Genomic DNA, 25,932 nt, shown 5'->3' with positions numbered 1-25,932 from the left:
TTTATTGGCGTTGGATGTAGTACCACTCGTCGGTGGTGACTCCACTCACCGTGAGCTTTCCTTGGCCGATGATGTCGCCGTTGGCGAGAATGTATTTGGGCAAGCCGAGGACCCAGCCCGTTCCGCTTGGGATCAGGGTGTTGAGGTCGACCGGGTCGGACTGAACGTTTGCCCAAACCATCGGCGTGACGTTCGGGAATTGGAAGAGACCGTTTGAATCGATCTTCGCACCTCCGATCACGATTCCGTTGTTGGAGATTGCGACCGGCGAAACACCCGAGCCGGGCATTTGGAGGATCGTCGTGCTTCCTGAGGGCAAGTAGCCAACGCCGTAGTACGTTTGTTGGTCGTCGAAATTCAAAGCCACGCTGACGCCAGTGTCTCTATTGACGCTAACGACCGACCAAGCACCCGGGCCACTTAGGCTTGGACCATCGACGAATACCCCTGTGGTCGCGTAATTCGCCCATCGAATACTGCGTCCGAAGCTGCCTGCACCCGAATCGAATTCAATTCCGAAGATGCTCCCATCTTTGGAATTGCCGACCGTCACATATTCAGAGCTACCCGGAGACGAAGCGATCGTCTGCACCTGGTGGCTGTTATCCCAGAAGATGCCCGCATACTCCTCAGGCGAAGAGACGTTCGAGGCCTGTCCGAGGATTGCGTTCGTGTCAGTCATGGACTTCAGGAAGACGGATTTGTTGGTCGACGCTGCGTCGCGTGCCAACGCAACCGGCGTAGCCGTTGGCGAACTGGCGAAAGCCAAGTCGGATCCGGCTTGATATCCGGCCATTGCTCCATGTGAATTGACGACCTGAGGCTGCATGCCGTTGGACAATGGGATCGGCGAGGAGGCTGGGCTTGTCCAGTAGTAGCCTTGGCTGCCGAGCGTTCCAACGATGATTCCGTTGCTCGAGACGTCGGAGATGGTGATGTCGCCGTTACCGTCTTTGGTCACGATGCGCGTCGGTGCGGAGTAGTGAAGGTTGGCTGGAGTGATCACCTCCGATCCACCTCCTCCACAAGCCAGGGCGGTTACGATAAGCGATGCGAGTGATAATTGCGTGATTGCTTTCATGTCCCTGGGGCTTTCGACTGAGCTTGGTTCGGATTTGGATGATGCAATACGGTTAGAAAGTCGTAGGAAATCCGATAAATTGATCTCGCACCTCACCGCCTGGTGAGGTGCGAGGCGTAGGGTTTATTGGCGTTGGAGGTAGAAGAAGCCGCTCTTGACGGTGGCTCCGTCCATATAGGTTCCTTGGCCCACAATGTCGCCGTTCGAAAGGATGAAGCTGGCGCGGGTTAGTGTCCAGCCGGTTCCCGTTGGGATTAGAGTATTGAGATCGACGGGGGTGGCGTATTTGCTCGCCCAGACCAGAGGTATGACTCCAGACGAGGTCTGCTGCTGGCCGATGATGATTCCATTATTGGATACAGCCGTCGGGATCGCACCATCGACAAAAGGAATCACCTCGATGGTGTTGCTGTTGGAGTCACGGAAGCCACAGCCGAGCCGGGTGTTTTGGTAGCGGTAAACGGCTACACTGTCGCCGGTCTGCATGTTGCCGCCGACGATTTGCCAATAACCTGGATCGGACATGACCGGCCCCGAGATGTAGCTTCCGGCTTGGGTCGGGTCCGACCACTCGATGCCGTAGGAGAAGTAATCGCCTTGGGGAAGTTCAATGCCGAACACATGGTGCTTATCATTGATGTAGGCGGCAAATTGGCCTTGGCTACCGGCTGGTGGAGGGAGGAAGGAAAAGGCTTGCTGGCCGTTCCAATAGCCGCCGCTGTAGTCGCCAGTGAAGTCATTGTAGAACACGCCGACGATTTCGTCCTTGTCGTTCATCGAGATCGGGAAGATATCGTAATTTTGGGGGTAGGAGAGGTTGACGGGGCTCGACGAAACAGAGGCGTAGAACTGGAGATTGACGGTAACGAACGATCCCTTCTTGTTGATCAACTGGGGGTAGATACCGGAAGGCAGAGCGGACGGAACCGAGGTAGGCGAATCCCAGATGTAGCCATTGAACTGGCTGGAACTATAGGTGCTAGTGCCAGCCATTTTGCCGTTTAAGGCAACGCTGGTAACTTGGATGTCGCTACCATCGGCGGTTGTGATCAGTACGGGTGCCGCGTAGTGTAGGTGTTGGTGGCCGCCTTGGGCGTGTGGGTTTGCAGAGGCTAGTGAGGCCAAGCAAAACGACGAGATGACGAGTGACGTGAATGATTTCATATCCCTAGTCCTTTCGACCTATGACTTTAGACAAAAGACGATTTTAATGTGTAAGAAAAGTATAAGAATATTTGAATATCAGCGATAGCTAAAAAAAATGTCCTGCAAAAAAGAAGTCTCAATCATCGAATTCGATGATTGAGACTTTCGTATTAGTCTAAGATTTATAACCGCTTCAGGTAGTAGAGTCCTCCTGGCCCGTGAGCGATCACATCTCCATTCGCCAAGACGAACCGTACGTTATCGAAGACAACGCTGGTTCCGGCGGGAACGAGGGTGTTCAGATCAATCGGACCGGAATTACGGTTCGGCCAGACATAGGCCGTTGTGTGAGACGGACTCGACGTTCCTCCGATGATTCCGCTTTGGGATACGACCGTTGGTTTCGCTCCGACTCCGGGAAGGGAGTCAACGGTTCCGGTCGACGGCTCGTAGATTCCGCAACTCAATGCGCCTGTGCTGTTCGTGTCGTAGACTTGGACCATCAACAGTTCGCCGGTTTTTCGATTCATGCCGGTGACAGACCAATGGCTGTTTGAGCCCGGCTTAGCGACGACGGATACGTTGGACGCACTCGTGGCCCAGGTACCGCTACCGACCACCCCAGTCGTTTCCATTTGAGGACCGGCGATCCGACCACTGTCATCGAGATAGTAGGGAAGGATCGGGGCTCCAGACGGCAGATTGGCGAGCAGAGTCCAGTTACCGTTTTCGTCACTGAAGTATCCACCGGTGTAGGTGGGCGTACTGGTTGAGTAGTCGACGTTCACCGTGACGATTTCGCCCCGGTCGTTCATATTCATGATCCAAGCGCCTTGAAGGAAGACTTGCGTGCCGGTCGATGTGGGCGAATCGTAGAAGAACGGTATGCCCGACGAGACACTGGTCAGCATTTGGTGCTTATCGTTGGTGAAGTTCACCGAGAGGGTTCCAGGAACCTGGGTAGGTGCTGCAGTCGGCGAGGCCCAGTAGACGCCGACGCCTTGATTTGACGAATTGGTGACGAAGCCTACGAGGAATCCGTCGGACGAAACACTGTGGACGTCTCCGGTGTCGGTCCCGGCAATAAGAACCGGAGACGCGTACTTCAGATTATCCGCAGTGATGGTGCTGCCACCACCTCCACAAGCGAGGACGGTCGCAGCGAACGAGAATAGAATGAATTGCTGATATGTTTTCATGTCCCCGATTCCTTTGACCGCTTGCACTTAACATTCTGGCGTAAGAATTCCGTAAGAATCTGGATTCATTTGTGAAGGATTTTCTGACAAAAGCCTCATGCGGAAACCAGGTTTGGCGTAGAAATGTACGGACTTATAGGAAACTATGTTGCCCGCGAAATATCTGAACGGCCAAGCCGTTCTCGCCATTCCGGCTTACGCTGCGACTCGAATCAAGGCCAATGACGATTCAAGATCGAGCAGCCAGCCGAGACGGAACGCGAAGACAACCAAACAATCAAATCATCGTATCGAAGCCGAGCCCAGTCTCGAACTGTGCGGAGCCTAACTCCCAACAAAGCCCCCCGCGCTAATAAACAGCCGAGGGGCTTTTTCGTAGGTGCTATAGGCGTTTGAGGTAGTAGTAGGCGTCTTTCGTGACTCCTCCGACCGTGTACTTTCCAGCACCGATGATGTCGCCATTCCCGAGTATGGCAATCGGAGTTCCGAGTTCCCATCCGCTGGTGTCGGTGACCACGCTATTGAGGGGCACGGCTGCTTCGTCCTTGTTCGGCCAGACATAGGGTGAGTAGGTCGTACTGACGAGAGTGCTGGACCCTGCATCCTTCATGCCACCAATGATGATGCCGTTATCGGAAATACCTAAGGGCATGATTCCTGATCCTTGTAGCGCAAACACTTCGGTCTCATTTGCTGGCAAAACACCCGCCGCTTCGACGGAGAATGAAGAGTCGATTGCGGCGAAAACGGCGACACCCGTTTGAGTATTGACCTTCATAGGCCACCAGTAGCCAGAACCTGGGTCGCTGGGGTAGGTCGGCTTAAATGGTAGAGAAGTTGGCGAATTCCACACTAGGGTGTCTTTGAGGACAACTGGTTTGTCGAACGATATGTAGTCGAGTTCTGCACCAAAGAACCGTTTGCTATTTGTGAGGTTGAACACGCCGTAAGATTGCGAAGCATCGGCGATGGGCAATTGGTGGAACGTGTGATCAACATCCCAAAAGCCTCCGATCATCCCTTCATTGATCTCGACCTGGGCAATTCCTTCCCCTAAGTCGTTGATACCGTAGGGGGTCCATAGCCCGGTTGGATCGGTAGTCAGGTGGAACGGGTTTGCAACAACTGAGTTGTAAAAGCCTGCTGAGGAAATCATCGAGCCATTTGAGTTAACTTGGGAGTACTTGTAGTTAACTAGGCCGGTATTTGTTGGCGGGGCAAGTGGTCCAGTCCAGTAATACAAGGACGAGCTTGTGTTGCCAATCATCTTTCCGTCGTGGGCGACGCTACAGATGACGATCGGGCTGTTGCCATCGTCGTTTTGGATGAGGGAGGGCGCGGCGTATCGCAGGTTTGCTGAGGTGAAGACGGATACCCCCGATCCTCCACAAGATAAGATCGTCGCGAGGAGTCCGAATAAAAGTATTTGCTTGAAGTATTTCATCGCGGTAGGGCTCTTTGACCCTCGATGCAGGATGGGAGTTCCCTCGGTGTATGTCAGATTTGCGTTTGATGAAGAGGAGGCGCTTGGTCCTAGCCACTCGTGGGACTTGAAACCCGCCCTTCTACCAGCCTGTAGCCCAAATAGGTTCCGGCACATCGGACATTCTCAGGGAGATTTCATGAATAAGCTTAAAACAATCGGTATTCCTTTTCTCATCGCACTTTCGGCGGTTTGCGTCGCTCAAGATAGCGTTAAGATCGAGCCGAAATGGACGAAGGATTCCACGTACAACCTAAAGGTCAAAGCGACCTTGGAGATTGCGGGCAACAGCGCGACGATCGAAGGCGGCTACGTACTATCCGGCGACACGGGCGATGACGGCTACGACCTTACAATTCACCATGACTACCTCACTATCATGGCGAACGACAACGAGGTCAATCCGCCCTTCGACGACTATAAGGCACATTTCGACAAGAAGTTCGTACTCACCAAGCTCGACGGTGGAATCCAGGGCTCGGAGCCAGTCCACATGTTCCTGATTGGTTTGTTTTTTAACCCGACCCAGGCGTTGACAAAAGATACGGCCGCCAAGTGGGAAGTGACGAAGAATGACGATCTGAAGTTAGGAGCTCTGAAGATCGAGACCACTTATCAGGGGGATGACACCATCGGCAAGCACAAGGTCCACAAGATGTCCCAAAAGGTTTCGGAGGACGGGACCGCCTTCACGACCGAAGGGACGTTTTTCGTCGATGACAGCGGGCATGTTCTGCGCGCAGACATCAAGTTCACTGGTGTGCCGATTCCGGCCGGTGGCGGCGATGCCGAAGGGAAGATGACCCTTCGGCTCGACGAGAAGTAACTACTTCAGGCTCGCGATATCGATGACGAAGCGGTAACGAACGTCGCTCCTGAGCATGCGTTCGTACGCTTCGTTGATGTACGACATGGAGATCACTTCGACGTCGGCGGCGAGGCCCTTTTCGGCGCAGAAGTTCAGCATTTCCTGAGTCTCCTTGATGCCACCGATCATCGAGCCGGCCAGACTGCGCCGTCGCCCAACGAGGGGGAAAGCGGCGACGGCGGTCGGCTCGGGGAGGCCCACCAGGCACATCGTGCCGTTGAGGGCCAGGAGGCCGAGGTAGTCGTTGTAGGAGTGGTTCGCTGAGATCGTGTTGAGGATGAAGTCGAACCGCTTAGCGTTCTTTTGGAAGGCTCCCTCTTCGCTAGTGTTGATGAAGTCGTCGGCACCGAGTCGCTTGGAGTCTTCGCGCTTTTTGTCGGAGTGAGAGATGACGGTGACATGGGCACCCATCGCGTGGGCGAACTTAACACCCATGTGTCCAAGGCCGCCAAGGCCAACCACAGCCACGTTCATGCCAGGACCGACCTTCCAGTGGCGGAGGGGCGAGTAGGTGGTGATGCCAGCGCAGAGCAGGGGCGCAGCGCCCTCAAGCGGGACGCCCTCGGGAATGCTGAGGACGTAGTTCTGGTCAACCGTGATTTTGGTGGAGTACCCGCCGTACGTGATGCCGGAGCCGTCGCGCTCCTTGGCGTTGTAGGTTCCCGTCATTCCGTCGTCGCAGTACTGCTCCTCGCCGGCTAGACAGTTAGGGCATTGGCGGCAAGAGTCGACAAACACACCGACGCCGACGGTGTCGCCGACTTTCCATTTGGTTACCTCGGATCCGACTTCGGCGACGCGGCCGATGATCTCGTGGCCGGGCACGATCGGGTACATGGTTCCGCCCCACTCGTTGCGGACCTGGTGGAGGTCGGAGTGGCAGACGCCGCAGTAGAGAATATCGATCAGTACATCGCCGGGACGAGGCGTTCGGCGGTCAAACGACCAGGGAACCATCGGATCGGTCGAAGAATGCGCGGCGTAGGCGGCGACGGGAATACTCACGCAACCATTCTACGCACATTTGCCTATTTCGTCAGCCCGGTTCACGGCTCTCGGTTCATGGTTTAGGGAAGGCAAGTACAATAGAAGGGTGGATCGAATTTTGCTTGCCGCACCCCGAGGATTTTGCGCTGGAGTGGCCTACGCAATCGAAATTGTCGATCTCGCCCTGAAGGTGCACGGCGCGCCGCTTTATGTTCGCCACGCGATTGTGCACAACGAGTGGGTCGTTAAGAATTTCGAGAGCCAAGGCGTGATTTTCGTCGAGGACATCTCCGACATTCCCAATGGAATGCCGGTGGTTTACAGCGCCCACGGCGTATCGCCCGAGGTTCGACGTCAGTCGGACGAGCGAAAGCTGAAGATCGTGGACGCGACCTGCCCGCTGGTGACCAAGGTTCACAACGAGGCGCGGCACTATGCGGCGAAGGGCTATTTCATGATCTACATAGGCCACCGCGGCCATGTGGAGGCCGAAGGGACGATGGGCGAGGCTCCGAACCGAATGGTCTTGGTTGAGACACCCGAGGACGCCGAACAGCTTGATATTCCGCACTACGACAAGCTGGCGGTGCTTTCGCAAACGACGCTCTCGGTCGATGAAGTGATGGCGACGATGGCGGTGTTGGAGCGCCGGTTCCCGCACCTCGAAAAGCCGAAGAAAGGCGATATTTGCTACGCCACCACGAACCGCCAGATGGCGATTCGCGAATTGGCCAAGGAGTGCGATTTGGTTTTGGTGGTGGGTTCGACGACGTCGTCGAATTCCAACCGGCTGCGCGAGGTTGCCGAGCAGTACGGTGCCGAGGCTCATCTGCTGATGAGCACGGACGAGATTAAGCCCGAGTGGCGAACCGAGTACCGATCAGTTGGCATTTCGTCGGGCGCTTCGACGCCGGAGGTGCTGGTCCAAGAGATCATCGGTTCCTTGCTGAACGGCCGAACGGGAATTCCTGTCGAGGTCTTGGAGACCGTGAAGGAAGACGTCGCGTTCAAGCCGAACCGCGAACTGCTGGAACTGGCTCAGGCTCGATAGCTCTTTTCCCATTGGGCGCCTCACCCGGTTCGGCCCTTGCCTCATTCTCCGCATTGAGAACACCTTTGTGGTGTTCTCAATTGCAGACCCTCTCTCCATCTGGAGAGGTATCTCGTTTGGTGCAAAAGAAGGCAGTCAGCTTGACCTGCAGTCGAGTGCCTAAAAGCTCTCCCATCCGCCGCCGAAGCCACCGCCCGGAGGGGGCGGGAATCCACCGCCGAATCCGCGTCGTCCAGCATGGAAATTCTTGTCGGTGAGGACGACCGTGAACTTAGTGGCGTAACCTCCAGACTTGGACGGCTGAAGGTCGAGGAGCATGTGCGAGCCAGCCAAGGAGCCGTCGATTTGTCGGTCGGCGTAGATGTTGTCGGTTGAATTGTGAGTGTCGGGCATTCCCTTGTCGCGGTAGGGGTCCTTGGCGTACACCTTCTTGAGGAGGGCTTCGTCGAAGAAGAATTGGGATGTGAACTCGGCGGTCGCCTGCATCTTTTTGGAGAAGGTGCGAATCTTGAAGTGGATGTGTGGGGTACGCCCTTCGTACCAGCCCGGAATGATCGTGCGGAACTTGGCGGTTCCGTGCGTATCGGTTAGTTGGTAACCACGAAGCCAGGTTTGGCGGGCAGTGTTCTCGTGGTTCATCGGGTGGTTCTCGTCGGAATACACGCCTTTGGCGTCGCAATGCCAGACATCGATTTGGGCGAGCGGGAGCGGTTCGTGTTTGTCGTTAACCAACTTGTAGATCAGCAATTCCAGTTCGAGCGGAGTGGCTTTGACCACTGACGGACGGCTGGTGCCGGACAAGAGGTTGGCGCGATCCAGCTTTTCGTCCACGAAGAATGGGCCCTCGGTCAACTCGGGACTGGCGATGAGATTGACTTTTGGTTGAGTCTGCTGAAACGGGGCAGATGCGCCTGCAAAGGAGAACAGTGATCCGGCGGTTAAACCCAGTCCGGCCTTCGCAGCGATGGTGAGCGCTTCTCGTCGAGTGTAGATTGTTCCTACGGGTGCGTCGTCGTTTTGCATGATGTTAGCTTGAACGTCAAAAATGAGAAAAGGATGAGGAATCCTCGGACCGTTCCGCGAACTTCATTCGAGCTTCATTCGACGGTTTCGGTGGAAGAGAAATGAAACGAAAAGATGGGCGAGACTTCCAATTTTTGGATACGATGAGGAATATGAAACGCCTGCTCACTTTTGTTTTGATTGCGATGGCTGTTGGGGCGAACGCACAGTTCGGCATGGGAACGTCGATGTTCGACGAGAGTTATCGGCCATTTGCGGTGATTCAGCGACGGGACGTTCGAGTCGAACTGAAGGTCACGCCGGAGCAGTCGAAGCAAATAGATGGGCTTATCCAGGCGTTTGCCAACCAGCCGAAGTCGAAGACTCCAGCGGCGGGTCTGGCATTCTCGGGTGCCATCGATAAGACGGAGAAAGACATCTTGGCCGTGCTTAACGATGAGCAGCGGCAGCGCCTGTCGGAGATTCGCGTTCAGATCAAAGGGGCAACATCACTGAGTGACGACGACGTGGCCACCGAACTGAAGCTCACCGACGATCAGAGGGCTTCGATCAAGAAGCGGCGGAGCGAAGCCACCAGCCAATTGGTTCGCGAGTTGCAGAAGCCTAAGCACGGACAGCTTGATAAGGTAATGGAGGACATCTCCAAACAGGAAGAGAAGGACCTGTTGGCGATGCTGACCGACGATCAGCGAGACTCCCTTACCAAGCTTGCAGGCAAACCCTTCAAGGATGCTCGCCCGAAGGGCATGTGGCCGATTTAGGGCCAAGCCGACTTGAGCTCGAAGGCCTGCAGGGAAACGATGTTCGAAGTTCCTCCTCGGCTGAGGATGCGGACGTCGTTGGTTCGGTATGGCGTCGGCAGATAGGATGTCAGCGAAACTAGTCCGTGCTCGGCAAATACCTCCAGTGATGAGCGATCAATGAGAAGGCGTACGTCGACATTGCCGTCTTGGAGCTTCAACGGGGCCGTCCGACCAAGGCTGGTGATGGTCTTCTTATCGGCATCGATGACGACCTCTTGGGTTCCGACCTGAATGACGGTCTGGGTGCCGGGATCGAGATGGACGCTCAGCGACACATCGTACTGATGTGAGTGAAGATTGACAGGTACCGACTCCCCGTCGGCGATCGGTGTCGCGGCGAGGGCATAGCCTTGGCCCCTAAGTGACTCGATCTCCTGCACGGGCGTGCGAGTGAGCCTTGGGCCGTCGTCGGTTTGGATCAGTTTGAGCTCGCACGGGAAGCTCATCTGCTGATTGAACGGCATGTTGGGCATGGGGCCGGGGCCGTTCATCCACGCAATCTGGACGCGACGGCCGTCGGTCATGCCGTTGTAGGTCTGCGATGCGTAGAAGTTTGCGCCGAAGTCGCCTTGGATTGGGCCTTCCTCTTGGTGGAACGTGGTTCCGTCGAAAGTGCCTACGAGGTAGTGATAGTTTGCGCCGTAGAAAATCCAGCGAGTTTCGTCGGTGCCTTCCAGCGGGATTTGGAATAGCTCGGGGCATTCACTGCTCCCGGGGATATGGAGGCGGCTCAGTTCCGTCCAAGATTTAAGATCGGGTGAGCCGTAGATGGCGAATTCGTCACCGTCCAGGTAGAGAGCCATCACCCACTTGTGGCTGGGCTCGTGCCAGAAGATGCGAGGATCGCGGTTCTCGCCGACGACGTGGGGCAAGACCGGGTTGCCAGAGTACTTCGTCCAGGTTCGGCCGTGGTCGTTGCTGTACACCAGACATTGGGTGAACGGCTTTCCGGCGGCGGTGTACATGGCAACGAGAGGCGGTCGGGGCTCCTTGCCGAAGCCGGTGGTGTTGGCGACGTCGACGGCGGCGCTACCGGAGTAGTTCGTCCCGTGCTCGTCGGGCGACAGAGCAGGATTGAGTTCGCGCCAGTGGACGAGGTCTGGGCTGATGGCGTGTCCCCAGTGCATGTTGCCCCACTGGATTCCGGTCGGGTTGTATTGGAAGAAGAGGTGGTAATCACCTTCGAAGTAAACCAAGCCGTTGGGATCGTTCAGCCAATTGTGCTTGGCCGAGAAGTGGAACTGAGGGCGATACCGCTCGCGGTAGATCGGTTCGGGAACGGGAGGCGTGTACGGTTCGGCAGGGGTGGTCAAGAGGGGCTCCGAGGGGGCTTGGGCTTGGTCGCTTTGGACGATTTCGTCAATGTTGATGTGACCCCATCCGCCCGAGTTGAGGTCGAGAATTTGAATTTGGGCAGACTTGCCTTGGTAGGCGGAGACGTCCCAGGTTGCCCAGGCGAGGGATTCGGTATCTTGGGGCGTCGTCGATTTTCCCGTGGTGGAGTAGACGACCTTTCCATCGACGATCAGGTCGATGCAGGTCTCGCGGGGATGGTTGCCACCACCAATCTTGAAGTTGAGATAGGGCCGCTGGAGCTTGAACTTCGATGAAGTCATCGAGCCAGTGGAGCCGTCGCCGCCGTTATAGCTATTGACGAGACCTTCGCCTTCGTAGCCACTGACCGGCATTTGATTGGGTAGGGTTCCGTGGGCTGGTCCAGAGCCGAACGCGGTGCCGGTGACCCGCCAGCCCCGATAAGATTTGCCCTCAAAGGAGTCGATGGCGATCGGTGATCGATCTAGCGGGTGGCTCAGGAGGACAAGGGCGACGGCAGGGATGAGCACATCCTCAATTTTATGCGAAAGGTTTGATGTGATGAACGTTTTCGCTAGGAATAGCCTCTAAAAGACATGATTGCTTTGTCATTCTTTGGCGCACTGCTGTTAGGGCAACAGGTTGGCATGTCGGCTCGGGAATTCTCTCAGAAGTGCGGCGGGACTTACCTGGCAGAGGCCAACCCTTGGATGCTTCCCAAAGTCGCGGACCTAAAGCCAACGAAACGCTCCGTGCTCTCTGGGTTACTGCTTGTGCTCAAGGATCGAACCAAGTATTCCTTTGACGTCATTTATTTTCAGAATGGGCGACGCTTGGTCTTCGAGAGTGGTCATGTCTCTCAAAAGGCTCCGAAGCAGACCGTGAACGAGGTGATCAAGAGCCTTTCGCCGAAATCCGACGTTCGCTATTCGGCGTCGAGCGACTTCCGGTTTGATCTTCGGTTGCCGGCAGATGAGAAGAAGATTGAAGCGTTTAGCGGGAGGCTCCAGTACATCGCCAAGACCATGAAGGTTGGCGATTTTCTCTTGGTGACCTTTACGAAGGGAACGGTTACGAAGGTCCAGCGCGGGGCCAATGCGCGGTAAGGCTCTGGGTAACGCGCCCATTTTGAACACCTAAGCGCGTCCTCCTTCGGGTAGCATCGTCTCTATATACATAGAGTTATGTCTAGTATTTCGATTCTTTTCCTGTTGGTCGGACTAGCCCTTGGGGCTGGAGTGGCGGTCCTGATGGTTCGGTCGCGATTCCAAGTGATGGAATCGGCGATGCGAGAACGCATGGAGAATGCGGAAAACGACTCGAAGGAAAAGCAGGCCAAGGTGTCCGAACTTCTCTCCCTCGAGGGCGAGATTCGGCATTTGCGGGAGAGCATTCAGGCGCGAACCCAGGAAGCGGAATCGGAGCGGAGTGAGCGGATCAAAGCTCAAACTGAGCTTCAGACCTCGCAGAGCGTGGTGGCCGAAAAGGAAGAGGCCTTGGCGCGGGAGCGCAAGCGATTTCTTGAAGAGAAGGAGCAACTGGAGAACTCCTTCGCGAACCTTTCCAAGCAGGCCCTGAGTCAGGCGCAAGAGTCGTTCTTGCAGTTGGCCAAGGAGAAGTTTGCGGACGAGCGAAAGGTTGGCCAGAAGGAGATCGACGAAGTGCTAGCACCGATGAAGCAGACGCTGGAGCAGCTTCGGGAGCATACGCGCGACCTGGAACAGAAGCGAACAGAGTCGTATACCGAGTTGATGACGCAGGTTCGCGGGCTGATGGCCTCGACAAACCGGTTGGGAAACGCACTTCAGCGGCCGGAGGTTCGCGGGTCCTGGGGCGAATTGACGTTGCGGCGGGCGGCGGAACATGCCGGGCTGGTCGAGGGAACCGATTTCGAGATGCAGGTCAGCACGTCGACCGAGGACGGCCGGTTCCGGCCGGACATGATTGTGCGATTGCCGAATGATCGGGTGATTGTGGTGGACGCAAAGACGCCGCTTCATGCCTATTTGGCGGCGAGCGAAACACAGGACCCGAGCGAGAAGCAGGTGCGGCTGAAGGAGCACTCAGCGCAGGTTAAGAAGCACATTCTTCAGCTATCGACCAAGTCGTATCAGGGCTTGTATGCGGATACAGCGGACTTTGTGGTCATGTTTGTGCCCAGCGAGGCGCTGTATCAGGTCGCGATTCAGGAAGACCCCGGATTGTTGGACGAGGCGTTCAATCGGAAAGTGATCCTGGCCAACCCGATGACGCTGGTGGCGTTGCTCAAGACGATTGCGAACGGGATGCAGCAACAGAAGGCTTATGAGAATGCGCTCCAGATCGCTAAGCTTGGCGGAGAGCTACACGACTCGGTCGCGGTTTTTGCCGAGCACTTCTCGGGAGTCGGGAAGGCACTTGGCTCGGCAGTGAAGAAGTACAACGAGGGAATCGGATCGCTTGAGAGAAACGTGCTGCCAAAGACGCGACGCATCAAGGAGATGGGCGCGAAGACGCAGAAGGCTCTTGAAGAACCGGAAATCCTGAACGCGGTGGTGAAGCCGCATTCGCTGCCGACTGCGGCTAAAGACGAGGTCGAAACCGAATCGCTATTTTGAGATTTCGGTGAAGGCGATGCGCGAGTTTTGATAGTCGAGGATCATTCGGAACTTCGACAAGAATCCCATGCCGATGTTGCCTGCCGAGAGGGTGCTGGCAAACTCACCTTCGCCAGTGATTTGGAAAATGACCCGTGGCTTTACGAATCGCTTGGGACCGAACTGGAACCAGTCGATGGAACCGCCCTTGCTTTCGGTTGAGCCGCCCGCTCCGCCCGTCTTGCCGGTGCTGAGAAGTTTGTCCTTCATCATGTCGTACTTGTTGACGGTGGGCGTAAAGAAATCGACTGTTGAGCCGGAGCCGGTGTCGAGGGTGAAGAGACCCTCGTGGTCGCCCTCAAACTGACATGTCATGCACGGAATGAAGCCGAGGAACGGGACGGTAGTCCACAATGTGTCGTCGGGCATGGGCGTTGTTCCACCGGGGTAAACGCCGATTGTCGTTGGCTTGGTGGGATCAATGTCGAGAATGACCCGGGAGATCCAATCGTAGCCGCAGATGCCCGCGAACTTCATGCCTAGCGCCTTGGAAAACGGGGCCATGTCGAGGGTCATGTACGAGGCGTTCTTGATGGAAGCGGGGCCGAGGCGGAAGTCGATGCCTTGAACAAAATCGGAGTTGACGCTGCCCACCACGCCGGAGACTTCCTCATTACCGACCGTCTTCATCTTGAGCTGCTTGGCAAGCGTCGTGTCGATGACCATGACCTCGGCGCCGGTATCGAGGAAGAACCAGCCTTCGTCTTTTCCATTGATCAGGGGCTTGACGAAAAGGTAGCCGAAGACTCGCTTGACCTCGATGGTATTGCCTGTAGCGCTATTGAACTTATAGCCGGTGTTATCGATAGGTGGCATGGCGTAAGAGGCTTTGCCATTCTTAGCAAATTTTGAACCTCTGATCTTGATTTGCTGGTGATTCTTGCCAGCCATGTGGTCAATGAGGGTTGGCACCTGGATTCCATCCATCTTTTGGTAATTGGAGTAGGTCCAAGTTTCGGTTCCGCCTGAGCCGGTGTACTGCATGTAGGTGGGCAGGTTCGTGGTGCCGTCCAAGGTGACGAGGGCTTTAGGCCCGTCTTCGGAGAGGGCGATCTCGCACGTGTCGTCTTTTTCGGAGAGGACCTTGATGGGGGATTGTTCGGAGGTCCATTGGCCGGACATCACGTAGAAGTTGATGAGGGAAAAGTCGTGATCCGAGTAGGAGGTGGCGTGGGGAACGCCGGACCCGTTCATGGTCCATGAGGCTTCGAGGTCGTAACCTTCGGACTCGGGCATGGGGCCGGTGGCGTCTTCTCGAAATCGAAACACGGAGTCGAAGGTGATGGTGAGCGGGTGGATGCGACCATGGACGAACTCGGTGCCGTGGAGGGTCCATTCCCCGAGGATTTTGTCGCCACCCCAGGCTTCGAGCGCTTTGGCACGTTTTGGCACGGAAGTCTGAGCGGAGGCAAGTCCGGCAAGGCAGACGGCCAGGAGAGCTATGGTGCGACGCATACTCTTGGAATTATCCTTTGTGGGAGCGAGTGGTTGCTCGGTAGTGCCAAAGACTTGCCGTTTTTAGCGGGTGTTTGCCGCGTCGCCCATAAGCCGGACGAGGGGACTGAATTTGGGGTACAGGATTGGATTGGATGCCTAGATTTGGTGTTTAGAATGGTTATAGCAAAATTTATATCTTGATCTTTTTATCAAAAATGTGACGAAAATATTTCACTTATGTTTAAGAACTTATATCGAAACTGTACCATATTGAAAAATGATGCCATTTAGGTTCACCGCGAGCTTGAACTTTTTTTCAATTTCCTGCGTAATTCCAGTAGTAAAAAACGTGGAAAGGTGCTAAGTATTCGGTAAGAAGCCAAAATGCTTCATCAAGCCGAAGGGGGGTCGGCAAAATATGGAAACTAAAATAACAGGAAAACTATCGGTTTTCGGTGGGCCGCACGACAAAGGTGCAGCCCCCGATCACGATCTATCGTTCGTCAGCTCGGAAGAGCTTGAGAAGCTGTGGCCGATCGTCGGAGAATATTTTCTTCCGACGCAGCCGAGGGGGACCAGTGGTACCGCTCGGCGGCTCGACCCGGATTCCTTCTACATCGCTTGCCGCTGGAATTATAGCGAGCATCCCGTTGAGAATCTGCGTACGATGCTGGTCTCGGTAAGAGACCCGCTTACGGGACGAAGCGCGATGGCAAAGCCCATTGAGTGGGGGCCGGAGATCGCTTCGGGCCGAATCGCGAATCTTTCGCCAGGGTTGGCCAGTTACCTCGGGGTCTCGATCGACGATGTCGTCGAGGTCACAATCCCGACGGCGTCGGTTGATTCGCAGGGTGGCGCGGTCGCGGTGGTGAAGACGATCGAGTACATGTACATTCAGGCGCGAAACTATCTGCCTGGGCGTAGCCGACCGGTGCAGAATATCATTCTGCACGCAAGCAACGGCTCAGAGAACGACGATCTGTCGTACTTCACGACGAGCGCGGTTTCGGCTCACTGGTACATCACTCGGACCGGCAAGGTCTACCAATTTGTGGACAACGCGGACACCGCGTATCACGTTGGCAAGGCGATCAGCACGCTGTATTCGAACGCCGCTACGATCGGCATCGAGCATGAGCATTTTGACCCCGACCCGACGGTAGGGCGGAAAGCGAACCAGGATTGGCCCGACGAGCAAGTTTGCGCGGCGGCGGACCTTTGTGCGTTCCTTTGCCAGCGGTACGGGCTGAAGCTGGGCAACATCCTCACTCACGCTTACGTGGCGGAGCCACACGGACGGGTATCCGATCCGGTCGGCTATCCGATGAAGAAGTTTGAGGACCGGCTGAAGGAATCTATGCAGTACACCTGGGTGACGCAGTCGGTTGGCATGTTGAATCCGGTATAGTTTTGTCTACAGAAAAACTGTAACAAATTGTTACATGTGTGTTATACTTTCCTCGGTTCCGCTGTGGAGCCGAGGAAAGTTTTTCTATGAGTGTGAATCGGGTCGTATTGAGTGGCCGTTTGACGGCCGATCCTGAATTGAGAGAGACGTCGACGGGGAAGAGTGTGGCGACGTTCACGATTGCTGTCCAAAAGAAGGGCAAGCCTCGCGAGGGGGAGCCGACCGCCGATTTTCTGCGCATCACGACATGGGGACACTCGGCAAAGTACGTTCACGACTATCTGTTGAAGGGGCGCTTGGTGGCGTGCGATGGGCGTATCCAGACTCGGCGATGGCAGGATCAGACGGGGCAGAATCGGGAGTCGATGGAGATCGTGGCGGATAACGTGTATGCGCTCGATCGTCGTCGGGACGTCGGTCCGAAGAAGCAGGACGACGACTACGATCCGTTTGCGGAAGAGGCCAGCTAACGCAAGAAGCGAGAAAGGGGGGCTTTAGAACTATTCCCAGAGTTCAATATCATCTGGGAATAGAACCAGAAACTGGGTACCGGAGTACGGTATGAAAAATTGGGTGCGGGGACAGGATTTGAACCTATGACCTCCGGGTTATGAGCCCGACGAGCTACCAGACTGCTCCACCCCGCGACGCAAGAGTTATTATGACCGAGTTAAGAGAGCGAAGTCAAGGGCGTATGGGTGATTGATCCACGGGCGAGACGTCTATGCCAAAAAGCTTATTGGTGGGCAAGATGCCCACCTTCCCAGAATCGTTTAAGCCAGTTCAATCTTCGAGAGAATCTAGACGCATCCGTTAGCCCTCACCCGGCTCCTGACAAAGGTCAGGAGCCACCCTCTCCCATTTTTGCTCCGCAAGAAATGGGAGAGGGTAAATGGGGCTGTACCTCATTCGCCTCGGTCGTTTCCCTTGCCAAGCAAGGTGTGGTAGGCGAGACGCTGTGCTCCCAGATCCTGCCTTTGTTGGTGGGTAAGATGCCCACCTTCCAGTCGGCTGACCTCCTTCGAGTGCTTTGAAAAGGAATGATGCCTTTGCTCCCGAATCAGTTGCCTTTTCGCTGGACAGGTTCCTGCCAGTGGCCCGAGAGGGTGTATTTGGCGGGGTTATAGTCGGTCAGCATGGAGTCGGGGCTGAGGAAGGTTTTACTGCGGCTGGCGGCGATGGCATTGATGTATTGGCCATGACGGGCTTCGGCTTTACCGGGATTGCCACCTTTTGAGCCAGGGAAGGCGAGGCGCGTCACGAAGCGGGTCTGCTGGTCGGGCCAATCATTGCCCGTGTCCCAATTGATGACAAAGCCGTCGTACTTGCTGGTCTTAAACGGCAGAGGATCGTAGGTGTCGCGGGTGCCAGCGTTGCTGGTTTCGGCGAGGATGACTACGGTTTCCGGGTGATCGACCAGTTGAGTCGAGTAGGACGCGTAGGGTGCGTAGAAACCGTAGGAAGACGGGATAGGATCGCCACCGGTGGGATTGGCCGAATAGGCCAGCTCTTCGGGCGTGGCGGTGGGGCAGACGAAATTGATTCGGGGTGCACGCAAAGGCCAAACGTCGCTGACCCATGTGTAAGCGTAGCCACTGCTATCGGCGTCGGGCTCGCCCTTGTCGTTGGTGTTATAAAGCGGCGGGAAACGGTCGTCGTGCTCGGTGGAGTAGAGGATCATGGCTTCCATGATTCCGTTCATGTTGCGCACACAGGTGGCCCGATAGGCTTTCTCGCGCATCGTGAGGTAGATGGGAATCATGACCACGAAGAAGCCAACGGCGGCGAGGATGATCCACTTGGCGTCCTTTTTGGTTAGATATTGTCCACCCGGTGAAGACTCGCCCTCTGGTGCGGTCGGATCGTAAGACGTGTTCTCGCTCATCCCCAAATTCCCCGCTTGACCATCTTCTTGTTTCCTCGTTGAAGTTCGCCTGGGCGAGAAACGGTCGAATGACCTCTTTGCATTCCTTGCTTCGGCATCTTTTGTATCGGCAGATTCAACACGTCCTCCATGACGAATGTTCCTCGATTATTATAGTTCAGCGGGCGAAAGCTTGCTTAGGAGTCCATTTCTCGATGCGGGAAGCGGACGCGGAAGGTGGAGCCTTGACCAACGACGGAGTCGATTTCAACTACGCCACCGTGGCTAACGGCGAGTTCTAGGACGATTTTGGTGCCCCAACCGCTGCCGCCTGCCTTTGACCATTGGCTTCGGGCGTTGCCGGACAGGATTCGGTTGGCGACCTCGCGGGTCATGCCCGGTCCGGTGTCGCTGACTTCGAAAACGTGTTCACCGTCGCGGAACTGGTAGCGCACGGTGACAGATCCGAAGGTGTCGTCTTCGTCCGCGCCGTCAATCTTTTCGTCGGGGATGATTTCGTAGACGGCCTTGACCGAGTTGCCGACGAGGTTTTGGACGATGCGGAAGACGAACAGGTCGTCAAAATAGGTTTCGGGGGCGTTGAGGTCGATTTCGTAGACGAGATCGACGTGCTTGGATCGGCTTTCGGTCTCCAGGTACGCGGCGCCGCGCTGGATGGTGTCGGCCATGGAGCCAAGCGTGAAATTTGGACGGAGGCCGCGACCGGCGGACATGTCAGAGATGAGGCGCGAGTAGCCGACAATGCGATCAACCGATTTTTTGAGGTCTTCGACCATGGGGTCGAGGGCTTCGAGGTTCTCCTGCGCATTCATCGGCAGGTTGTGGTCGGTGAGGCTGTCCTTGAGGCCGCAGATTGCCATTTCGGAGAAGGAAAGGCTGGCGTAAAGGCTAGCGGCGAGGTTGCCGATATCGTGACTGACCTTGCCCATTCCGAGTAGGGTGGATGCGCGGGCCGATTCTTCGCTGAGCCGGTAGTTGAGGTAGGCCATGGTGGCGACGGAGGCGATGGTGTCCAACACCGCGCCGTCCGTTTCGTTGAAGGGCCCCTCGGACTTGTTGAGGAGTTGGACAACGCCGATGGGGTCTTCCTGCTCCATCATGAGCGGGGTGGCGACCATGTTTCGGACCACGATGCCGGTTGCGATCTCGAACGGATTCAGATCGGATGTGGCACGCGATGGCATTTCCCGGAGGACGGTGCGCTTCTTCTGGAAGGCTTCGCCGGCCATACCGAAGTCGTCGGCGATGTCGCGCATCGGTAGCCTTGGCTCGACGTCCGGTGGTTCCACGTGCTGGAAAATGAGCCGTTTGGTGGCAGGATCATGAAGGTAAATCGTCCCTCCCTCGGCCCCGACGGCGTTTACCGAAATCCGAAGCACCCGCTTGAGCAGACTATCAAATTCTCCGTGGCCTGCAAGGGTGTGGGTCGCCAGCTGAACTGCACGAATCAACCTACCATTAACGTCAATCAAGGCCATAGTTTACATTCTTTAGACCCCTTCTAGAGCATTTTCATTTGTGTCCTCATTTTCGACCCCAGGGGTCGTTTCAAGACTGATAAGGGCTTTGATAAAACCAAATATAAACCCCGTGCTTGTCCAACATTTTGGAATCGATTTCGGGGAAATTGAGCGGCGCCTACGGCTGTATCGGATTGCCGACGAGGACCTCAAAGCCTTGAAGGCTATGAAGCCTTTCGTCGAGGCAAATATGCCTGCAATCGTTGATGCCTTTTATGAACATTTGCGGCAGTTTCCCGAGGCAGTCGGGATTATCGATCAAAGTGGTTCATCGATCGAGCGACTTAAGCGGACGAACCCGGGCTATCTCTTAGCGGTGTTCAGCGGCGATATTGGCCGCGACTACTTCGAAGGTCGACTTCGAGTTGGCAAAATCCACGCTGAAATCGGCATCACGCCTTTATTCTTTTTTGCCGGCTATAGCGCTTATATCGATGCGATTTACACACTTATGGCTGAATCCGACGAGATCGGGCGAAAGAAGGCTTTGAAGGCGGTTCGAGCGATTCAGAAAGTTTTCAACTTGGATCAAGAACTTATCATCGAAAGCTACGTCGAATTTGTGTTCATCGCCAAACTTCAGGCGGTGACGGGTGAGGTGATAAAGATCGCCGCCGAGCTCAACGGTGAGAGCCAAGTGCTTAATCAAAGCGCGGATACGACCGGACGGGTTGCCACCGAAGTTCAGCTTGCGACCAACCAGGTTGCAGAGGCGATTACGCTTCAAGCACAAAGCGCCGGTCAGATTTCGACGGCGATGACAAACATTTCCAACAGCGCTAACGATGTTCTGGCGAGCGCGACCGAGCAGCGAAACGCGATCGGCAGCGCTTCGGATGCCGTTTCCAGCATTCAGCAGGAAGTTGCCGTGATCGGCAAAGAGTCAGAAATCTGGCATGAGCTGAGCAACCGCATGGATGCTATCGAGAAGCTTCGCAAGACGGTCGAGAAGACGGCCTCGCAGATTACGGAGATGCGCAGCCATTCGCAGTCCATCAACAATATTACGAATACTATCACCGAGATCGCAAACCAAACCAATCTCCTCGCCCTCAACGCCGCCATCGAGGCGGCGCGGGCGGGAGAGCAGGGCAAAGGTTTTGCGGTAGTGGCCGATGAAGTGCGCAAACTCGCGGAGAAGAGCGCGGCGGCGGCTCTTGAGATCACCGATCTGATCAAAGTGATTCAGGACGGCAGTCATTCGGTTTCGCTCGCGATGGAAGATACGTTGGGCGACGTCGACGAAGTTCTCGATATCACAAGCCGTGCGACCTCCTCGCTTGAAGGCATCGCCGGATCGGCCAACAAGGCGACCTCCCTGAACTCAGCGGTGACGGAATCGATGGGGTTGGTGAACGAAGCGACGGCGACTATCCAAGGAAAGCTTTCCAGTGTGTTCGACCACATCGACTCGGCCTCGTTCTCGGTGGAGCAGATCGCGGCGACCGCGGAAGAGAATGCGGCGGCGACCGAGGAGATGGCAGCTTCGTCATCGGAAGCCGAAGAGATGGTGAATAAGCTCGTCGGCGGCCTGTTGCGACTGACCAGCGGAATCGAGAACCTCAATCGAGTGGCAGAAGAAACGAATCGATCGATCGAGCGTGGCAACCGTACGGAAAGCGCCACCGGCCACCTCAGAAAAGCAGCTTAAAGTCCCCCAAAAGTAAATGCCTATTTGGATGCTCTCTGGTTTCAGGGGCATCCACTTTTTTTGTTTTGGGACGCTTGTTTGCGGCTACAATGCCACTTGAGGCACCATCGCGAATGATCCAGCCCATCCTAGCACTCTTCTTATTTGGCCAGACCCAGGCAACGACTCCCCTCTATACGCAGTCGGTGACGACGGCGGACGGCGTCGTGCAAATGAAGACCTTGTGCCAACAGTTGGTGCGGGAGGGCAAGCCGGACATCTGGCTGGTGGGGGCCGTTCACATCGGGTCGAAGGCGTATTATTCTTCGCTCCAGGGCATTTTGGACCAAGAGGAGGTGGTGCTGTACGAAGGGGTGAAGTCCGACGAGCAGAAGAAGAAGGCCGAGCCGCCGAAGAAGGTCGAGGGCGAGACCACGGACCGGCCGATCTATAAGGTTTTGAGCGACGCCCTTGGGCTGGAGTTTCAGCTTAACGCGGTGAACTATGACCACGCTAACTGGGTGAATTGCGACCTGACTTGGGAAGAGATGGACAAGGTGAGCAAGGAAGCAGGGAACGGCGATAAGGGCGGAACATACGGCCAGATCAAGCAACTCCTCGATCCGAAGTCGCCACAGTCGAAGATGTTTGCGACGATGATGGACACGGCGACGCCAGGGACGAAGGAGGCGATCAAGCTGATGATTGTGAAGAGCGTGGCATCGGGCGAGGTTGGGCTGGACGATACGACGGACAAGATCGTGATCAAGGCTCGGAACCAGGTGGTGCTGGACTCGCTGGCGAAATCGATCGCATCAGATAAGCCACCGAAGTCCATCGCGGTGTTCTATGGGGCCAAGCACCTGCCGAGCATGGAGGCGGACCTCGAGAAGACGTACGGATATAAGCCGGGCAAGCAGGAATGGTTTATAGCCGCGGAAGCGGACCCGAAGAAGGTGGATTCGAACGGCCAGATGCTGCTAGACATGTTGGACAAGCAGAAGAAGCCGAAATCGGGCGGCGGTGGTTTGTTCTTATCCGAAACGGCCCGAAATGTAGCCTTGAGTTTCCGTTTTCTTGGGATATAGGAACATGTTCGAGGTCGAGTTTTCCTCGATGAGCTGACCGAGCATGAAGAATGCGGTGCGGTCGCTGGCGCGCTGGGCCTGCTGCATGTTGTGGGTGACGATGACAATGGTGTATTCCCGCTTGAGTTCGAAGATGAGATCTTCGATGCGAGAGGTGGCGATGGGGTCGAGCGCCGAGCATGGCTCGTCCATCAGGATGATTTTGGGGTCAACGGCGAGGGTTCTGGCTATGCAGAGTCGCTGCTGCTGACCGCCGGAGAGTTCCATTGCCGACTTGTTGAGCTTCTCCTTCACCTCGTCGAATAAGGCCGCCTGACGGAGGGTTTTTTCGACGATACCATCGAGGGTGGATTTGCTTTTGACGCCGTGGAGTTTGGGACCGTAGGTGATGTTGTCGTAGATGGACATCGGGAACGGATTGGGCTTTTGGAAGACCATACCGATGTCTTTTCGAAGGGCGACGGGGTCGACGTCTTTGCCGTAAATGTCGATGCCGTCGATAGTGATAGTGCCCTCCAGGCTGGTGCCATCGATGAGGTCATTCATGCGGTTGAGGCATCGAAGGAAGGTGGACTTTCCGCAACCGGAGGGGCCGATGAAAGCGGTGACCTTCTTTTCGGGAATTCGGATACTGACGGACTTCAGCGCCTGGAACGACCCATATTTGAAGTTGATATTCTCGGCGACGATTTTTGGGTTGTCGACGATCTCTTCGGCAATGTCACTCATGGGCTTGTTGGCAGTTAATGTCGCCGAGGATGTCACGTAAGCATCTTGGCCCATATATGTTATCCCTTCGTTAAGCTTTGTGTCGCGGCTTGACGCAAGCAATGATCAGCAAGAGTGACGGCGGCCATGGCCTCGACGATGGGTACCGCGCGGGGAAGGACGCAAGGATCGTGGCGTCCGCGACCGGTGAGAATGGTCTCTTCGTGGTCGGTATCGACGGTGTCTTGGGGCCTTAGGACGGTGGCGGTCGGCTTAAATGCGGCGTGGAAAATGATGGGCATTCCGTTGGAGATGCCGCCTTGGATACCACCGGAATTATTGGTCTTGGTGTAGACCGACTTTTTCGACTTTTGTTCGTCAACCGAATAGAACTCGTCGTTGACTTCGAGGCCGGTGTGATCGGTAAGGCCAAAGCCGCCGCCAAACTCGATGCCTTTGCAAGCGGGAAGAGAGAGGATGGCTTTGCCGAGGTCGGCTTCAAGCTTGTCGAATACGGGTTCGCCCCAACCGGCGGGGACGTTTTTGGCGACGCAGGTGACGATACCGCCGACAGAGTTGCCCTCTTTCCGGATGGCTTCGATGTGTTCGATCATCGCCTCGGCGACGGTTTTGTCTGGACACCGAACGATATTCGATTCTACGTCTTCCATCGTGACCGTGAGCGGGTCGATGTCGGTTTGGATGGTGTGGACTTTTTTGACGAAGGCGACGATCTCGACACCGAACGCGGCGAGGAGTTTTTTGGCGATGGCACCGGCGGCGACGCGACCGACGGTTTCGCGAGCGGAAGATCGTCCTCCGCCTTGCCAGGCTCGGATGCCGTATTTTTGGTCGTAGGCGTAGTCCGCGTGGCTCGGGCGGTACTTCGTCTGCATTTCGTCATAGTCGTTACTGCGCTGGTCCTCGTTGAACACGAGGAGAGAAATCGGGGTTCCGAGGGTGAGGCCGTTTTCGTTGATTCCGCTGAGAATTTTGACGGTGTCGGACTCTTTTCGCTGGGTGACGATCTTGCTTTGGCCCGGTCGGCGACGGTCGAGTTCGTGCTGGATTTCCTCGATCGTGATGGGTAGGCGCGGGGGGCATCCGTCGACCACGACTCCCACACCACCGCCGTGGGACTCGCCCCACGTCGTGATTCGGAAAATTTGGCCGAACGAGCTAGACATTGCGTGTAAGTTTACAACCTGAAATTGGGCCGGAAGTCATAGCTTTGTAAATCCTGGCATGGGGCTGGCCGTTTTGAAGAGCATAGGAGAGAAAGATGAACAACATCACAAAATTCGGCACTCTCACCGCTCTGGCGATCTCAATGGTGGTCCCGGCAGCGGCCAACGCTCAGATCCGGCGACGAGAACAAACCGCAAACGAGTGGAAGAACATCGCGACGATCAGCGGCTTGGCGGCGGTGCTCGGGTACCTGAATCACGACGACACTTTGACCTTCGTCGGAGCTACCGGCGCGCTGTACTCGGCTTACCGATACAACGAGGACCAAAAGAGCATCGACCGGATTGCTCGGGCCCGAGCCGAGTACTTCGACCGAGACTACTTCTACCGAGACGGATGCCGCTATGAGAAGCGAACCGTTTGGAGAGGTGGGCAGAAGTACTACCAGTTCGTGAACGTGGACTACGATCGCCGAGATGCTCAGCGCCGTGAAGACGAGCGCAGGCGCGAAGACGAACGTCGACGCGAGGATGAACGACGACGGGAAGAGGCTCGCTGGCGCGACGAGCAGCGCCGCAGGGACGAGGACCGACGTCGGGACGAAGACCGACGACGCGATGACGATCGTCGCCGAGACGACCGTCGACACGACAACGGCCATGATCGGGACGACCATCATGACCATGGCAACCACCGAGGGCACGGAGACCACTAGTTCATCTGGCGGCCCAAAGACCTAGCCTCGGAATCGACGCAGCAGATTACTCGTTTGGACAAAAGGAGACAGAAAATGAAGAAGACACTGACCAAAATCGGCATCCTTGCCCTTACCGCTTGCGCGGTAGTGGCCCCGTCGATGGCTTTGGCCCAGAGCGGTCACCAAATCAATAAGGAGATTGCTCGACGAAACCAGACGCGCGACGAATGGAAGAGCATCGCGACCTTGAGTGGGGCGGTAGCGGTCCTCGGACTTCTGAGCAAGGACGATACGCTCACCTTCGCCGGTGGCGCGGGCGCTCTGTACTCGCTGTACCGATACAACGAGGACACGAAGAGTAAGGACCGCCTGTCGCGACTGCGAGCCGAATACTTCAGCCGCGACCACTTCTACCGAGACGGAGTTCGCTACGACCGACACCTGGTAGTGAAGAGTGGCAAGAAGTACTACCAGTTTGTGAAGGAAAAGGGCTGGCAGAAGCCGGGCCACCACGACAACGGTAAAGCCCATGGCCGAGGCAAGTCGAAAGGGCACCACTAAGCACCTTCACCCTCGCCGACCCGGTTAGGACCGGCGAGGGTGAGACTTTAGCACCATCTTTTTTCGTCGTCTACGCCAAAGTGAACTAAATAAAGTCCTATGTGCGTAATGTAAATTGTGAGGCAATGAAAACTCTCTCTAGCGAAAGCTAGGGAGGGACCTACAAAGCCCTCCCACCTTCCTCGTTCGTAGGAAGGGACCAATAAAACCCCACCCACA

The 25,932-nt window shown here is 56.0% G+C and carries 22 protein-coding genes and 1 tRNA gene; 10 read left to right on the top strand and 13 right to left on the bottom strand.

Going from position 1 to position 25,932, the window contains the following annotated elements:
- Nucleotide 1: 1 nt before the first annotated feature.
- The 4 genes from GC165_16515 to GC165_16500 form a co-directional block, all read right to left on the bottom strand.
- Nucleotides 2-1,006 carry a hypothetical protein gene (locus GC165_16515; GenBank protein MBI1334472.1) on the bottom strand — a complete coding sequence of 335 codons (1,005 nt, stop codon included), beginning with the start codon at nucleotides 1,004-1,006 and terminating at the stop codon, nucleotides 2-4.
- Between the two features lie 198 nt (nucleotides 1,007-1,204).
- Nucleotides 1,205-2,245, bottom strand: a complete 1,041-nt coding sequence (locus tag GC165_16510; GenBank protein MBI1334471.1) for a hypothetical protein — start codon at nucleotides 2,243-2,245, stop codon at nucleotides 1,205-1,207.
- A 164-nt stretch (nucleotides 2,246-2,409) separates the two neighbouring features.
- The gene (locus GC165_16505; protein MBI1334470.1) at nucleotides 2,410-3,426 is read right to left on the bottom strand and encodes a hypothetical protein; all 1,017 of its coding nucleotides are present in this window, start codon (nucleotides 3,424-3,426) and stop codon (nucleotides 2,410-2,412) included.
- A 382-nt stretch (nucleotides 3,427-3,808) separates the two neighbouring features.
- Nucleotides 3,809-4,870, bottom strand: coding sequence for a hypothetical protein (locus tag GC165_16500; protein ID MBI1334469.1), 1,062 nt, complete (start codon nucleotides 4,868-4,870; stop codon nucleotides 3,809-3,811).
- Nucleotides 4,871-5,048: 178 nt separating this feature from the next.
- Between GC165_16500 and GC165_16495 the strand changes: the two genes are divergently transcribed.
- Complete coding sequence (locus GC165_16495) at nucleotides 5,049-5,735, top strand: hypothetical protein (GenBank protein MBI1334468.1); 687 nt, start codon at nucleotides 5,049-5,051, stop codon at nucleotides 5,733-5,735.
- On the opposite strand, the gene GC165_16490 is transcribed toward GC165_16495, so the two are convergent.
- Entirely contained in the window at nucleotides 5,736-6,734 is a 999-nt protein-coding gene (locus tag GC165_16490) for an alcohol dehydrogenase catalytic domain-containing protein (protein ID MBI1334467.1), read from the bottom strand. It abuts the gene before it with no gap.
- Nucleotides 6,735-6,870: 136 nt separating this feature from the next.
- On the opposite strand from GC165_16490, the gene ispH reads away from it, so the two are divergent.
- Nucleotides 6,871-7,815, top strand: coding sequence for a 4-hydroxy-3-methylbut-2-enyl diphosphate reductase (gene ispH / locus GC165_16485; GenBank protein ID MBI1334466.1), 945 nt, complete (start codon nucleotides 6,871-6,873; stop codon nucleotides 7,813-7,815).
- 159 nt (nucleotides 7,816-7,974) lie between these two features.
- Here the strand turns inward: ispH and GC165_16480 are convergent, their stop codons facing one another.
- Entirely contained in the window at nucleotides 7,975-8,838 is an 864-nt protein-coding gene (locus tag GC165_16480) for a twin-arginine translocation pathway signal protein (GenBank protein MBI1334465.1), read from the bottom strand.
- Nucleotides 8,839-8,990: 152 nt separating this feature from the next.
- Between GC165_16480 and GC165_16475 the strand changes: the two genes are divergently transcribed.
- Nucleotides 8,991-9,599: a hypothetical protein gene (locus tag GC165_16475; protein MBI1334464.1), complete on the top strand. Its 609-nt coding sequence runs from the start codon at nucleotides 8,991-8,993 to the stop codon at nucleotides 9,597-9,599.
- Here the strand turns inward: GC165_16475 and GC165_16470 are convergent.
- Nucleotides 9,596-11,485 carry a hypothetical protein gene (locus GC165_16470; protein MBI1334463.1) on the bottom strand — a complete coding sequence of 630 codons (1,890 nt, stop codon included), beginning with the start codon at nucleotides 11,483-11,485 and terminating at the stop codon, nucleotides 9,596-9,598. The two genes, GC165_16475 and GC165_16470, sit on opposite strands and share 4 nt — an antisense overlap.
- Nucleotides 11,486-11,551: 66 nt before the next feature.
- Between GC165_16470 and GC165_16465 the strand changes: the two genes are divergently transcribed.
- Together GC165_16465 and rmuC are read left to right on the top strand one after the other, a co-directional pair.
- Entirely contained in the window at nucleotides 11,552-12,061 is a 510-nt protein-coding gene (locus tag GC165_16465) for a hypothetical protein (protein ID MBI1334462.1), read from the top strand.
- A 78-nt stretch (nucleotides 12,062-12,139) separates the two neighbouring features.
- Nucleotides 12,140-13,552: a DNA recombination protein RmuC gene (rmuC, locus tag GC165_16460; protein MBI1334461.1), complete on the top strand. Its 1,413-nt coding sequence runs from the start codon at nucleotides 12,140-12,142 to the stop codon at nucleotides 13,550-13,552.
- On the opposite strand, the gene GC165_16455 is transcribed toward rmuC, so the two are convergent.
- Complete coding sequence (locus GC165_16455; GenBank protein ID MBI1334460.1) at nucleotides 13,544-15,046, bottom strand: hypothetical protein; 1,503 nt, start codon at nucleotides 15,044-15,046, stop codon at nucleotides 13,544-13,546. The genes rmuC and GC165_16455 overlap by 9 nt on opposite strands.
- A gap of 400 nt (nucleotides 15,047-15,446) precedes the next feature.
- Between GC165_16455 and GC165_16450 the strand changes: the two genes are divergently transcribed.
- Together GC165_16450 and ssb are read left to right on the top strand one after the other, a co-directional pair.
- Nucleotides 15,447-16,436 (top strand): hypothetical protein, encoded by a 990-nt coding sequence (locus GC165_16450; GenBank protein ID MBI1334459.1) that lies wholly within the window; start codon nucleotides 15,447-15,449, stop codon nucleotides 16,434-16,436.
- An 86-nt stretch (nucleotides 16,437-16,522) separates the two neighbouring features.
- The gene (gene ssb / locus GC165_16445) at nucleotides 16,523-16,906 is read left to right on the top strand and encodes a single-stranded DNA-binding protein (protein MBI1334458.1); all 384 of its coding nucleotides are present in this window, start codon (nucleotides 16,523-16,525) and stop codon (nucleotides 16,904-16,906) included.
- 100 nt (nucleotides 16,907-17,006) lie between these two features.
- Here ssb and GC165_16440 read toward each other — a convergent pair.
- The 3 genes from GC165_16440 to GC165_16430 form a co-directional block, all read right to left on the bottom strand.
- Nucleotides 17,007-17,083 (bottom strand) — tRNA-Met (locus GC165_16440).
- Nucleotides 17,084-17,496: 413 nt separating this feature from the next.
- Nucleotides 17,497-18,321: a hypothetical protein gene (locus tag GC165_16435; GenBank protein MBI1334457.1), complete on the bottom strand. Its 825-nt coding sequence runs from the start codon at nucleotides 18,319-18,321 to the stop codon at nucleotides 17,497-17,499.
- 176 nt (nucleotides 18,322-18,497) lie between these two features.
- Nucleotides 18,498-19,799, bottom strand: a complete 1,302-nt coding sequence (locus GC165_16430; protein ID MBI1334456.1) for a GAF domain-containing protein — start codon at nucleotides 19,797-19,799, stop codon at nucleotides 18,498-18,500.
- Nucleotides 19,800-19,839: 40 nt separating this feature from the next.
- On the opposite strand from GC165_16430, the gene GC165_16425 reads away from it, so the two are divergent.
- Complete coding sequence (locus GC165_16425) at nucleotides 19,840-21,492, top strand: hypothetical protein (GenBank protein MBI1334455.1); 1,653 nt, start codon at nucleotides 19,840-19,842, stop codon at nucleotides 21,490-21,492.
- Nucleotides 21,493-21,605: 113 nt separating this feature from the next.
- Complete coding sequence (locus GC165_16420) at nucleotides 21,606-22,559, top strand: hypothetical protein (GenBank protein MBI1334454.1); 954 nt, start codon at nucleotides 21,606-21,608, stop codon at nucleotides 22,557-22,559.
- Here GC165_16420 and GC165_16415 read toward each other — a convergent pair.
- Nucleotides 22,506-23,288, bottom strand: a complete 783-nt coding sequence (locus tag GC165_16415) for a phosphate ABC transporter ATP-binding protein (GenBank protein ID MBI1334453.1) — start codon at nucleotides 23,286-23,288, stop codon at nucleotides 22,506-22,508. The genes GC165_16420 and GC165_16415 overlap by 54 nt on opposite strands.
- A 59-nt stretch (nucleotides 23,289-23,347) precedes the next feature.
- Nucleotides 23,348-24,454, bottom strand: coding sequence for a chorismate synthase (aroC, locus tag GC165_16410; protein ID MBI1334452.1), 1,107 nt, complete (start codon nucleotides 24,452-24,454; stop codon nucleotides 23,348-23,350).
- Between the two features lie 791 nt (nucleotides 24,455-25,245).
- Here aroC and GC165_16405 point away from each other — a divergent pair.
- The gene (locus tag GC165_16405; GenBank protein MBI1334451.1) at nucleotides 25,246-25,713 is read left to right on the top strand and encodes a hypothetical protein; all 468 of its coding nucleotides are present in this window, start codon (nucleotides 25,246-25,248) and stop codon (nucleotides 25,711-25,713) included.
- Nucleotides 25,714-25,932 lie beyond the last annotated feature (219 nt).

This window comes from Armatimonadota bacterium, assembly GCA_016125185.1.
Taxonomy (GTDB): Bacteria; Armatimonadota; Fimbriimonadia; order Fimbriimonadales; family Fimbriimonadaceae; genus Fimbriimonas.
The sequence above is the reverse complement of the archived record's forward strand: the minus strand, read 5'-3'. Positions and strand labels throughout refer to the sequence as shown.

Bases quoted from the DNA above. Each gene is read 5' to 3' on its own strand.
- GC165_16475 (MBI1334464.1), top strand. From the start codon at position 8,991: ATGAAACGCCTGCTCACTTTTGTTTTGATTGCGATGGCTGTTGGGGCG.
- GC165_16505 (MBI1334470.1), bottom strand. From the start codon at position 3,426: ATGAAAACATATCAGCAATTCATTCTATTCTCGTTCGCTGCGACCGTC.
- GC165_16465 (MBI1334462.1), top strand. From the start codon at position 11,552: ATGATTGCTTTGTCATTCTTTGGCGCACTGCTGTTAGGGCAACAGGTT.
- GC165_16490 (MBI1334467.1), bottom strand. From the start codon at position 6,734: ATGGTTCCCTGGTCGTTTGACCGCCGAACGCCTCGTCCCGGCGATGTA.
- rmuC (MBI1334461.1), top strand. From the start codon at position 12,140: ATGTCTAGTATTTCGATTCTTTTCCTGTTGGTCGGACTAGCCCTTGGG.
- GC165_16430 (MBI1334456.1), bottom strand. From the start codon at position 19,799: ATGGCCTTGATTGACGTTAATGGTAGGTTGATTCGTGCAGTTCAGCTG.
- GC165_16500 (MBI1334469.1), bottom strand. From the start codon at position 4,870: ATGAAATACTTCAAGCAAATACTTTTATTCGGACTCCTCGCGACGATC.
- ssb (MBI1334458.1), top strand. From the start codon at position 16,523: ATGAGTGTGAATCGGGTCGTATTGAGTGGCCGTTTGACGGCCGATCCT.
- GC165_16405 (MBI1334451.1), top strand. From the start codon at position 25,246: ATGAAGAAGACACTGACCAAAATCGGCATCCTTGCCCTTACCGCTTGC.
- GC165_16480 (MBI1334465.1), bottom strand. From the start codon at position 8,838: ATGCAAAACGACGACGCACCCGTAGGAACAATCTACACTCGACGAGAA.
- GC165_16420 (MBI1334454.1), top strand. From the start codon at position 21,606: ATGATCCAGCCCATCCTAGCACTCTTCTTATTTGGCCAGACCCAGGCA.
- GC165_16435 (MBI1334457.1), bottom strand. From the start codon at position 18,321: ATGAGCGAGAACACGTCTTACGATCCGACCGCACCAGAGGGCGAGTCT.
- GC165_16455 (MBI1334460.1), bottom strand. From the start codon at position 15,046: ATGCGTCGCACCATAGCTCTCCTGGCCGTCTGCCTTGCCGGACTTGCC.
- GC165_16510 (MBI1334471.1), bottom strand. From the start codon at position 2,245: ATGAAATCATTCACGTCACTCGTCATCTCGTCGTTTTGCTTGGCCTCA.
- GC165_16450 (MBI1334459.1), top strand. From the start codon at position 15,447: ATGGAAACTAAAATAACAGGAAAACTATCGGTTTTCGGTGGGCCGCAC.
- GC165_16415 (MBI1334453.1), bottom strand. From the start codon at position 23,288: ATGAGTGACATTGCCGAAGAGATCGTCGACAACCCAAAAATCGTCGCC.
- aroC (MBI1334452.1), bottom strand. From the start codon at position 24,454: ATGTCTAGCTCGTTCGGCCAAATTTTCCGAATCACGACGTGGGGCGAG.
- GC165_16495 (MBI1334468.1), top strand. From the start codon at position 5,049: ATGAATAAGCTTAAAACAATCGGTATTCCTTTTCTCATCGCACTTTCG.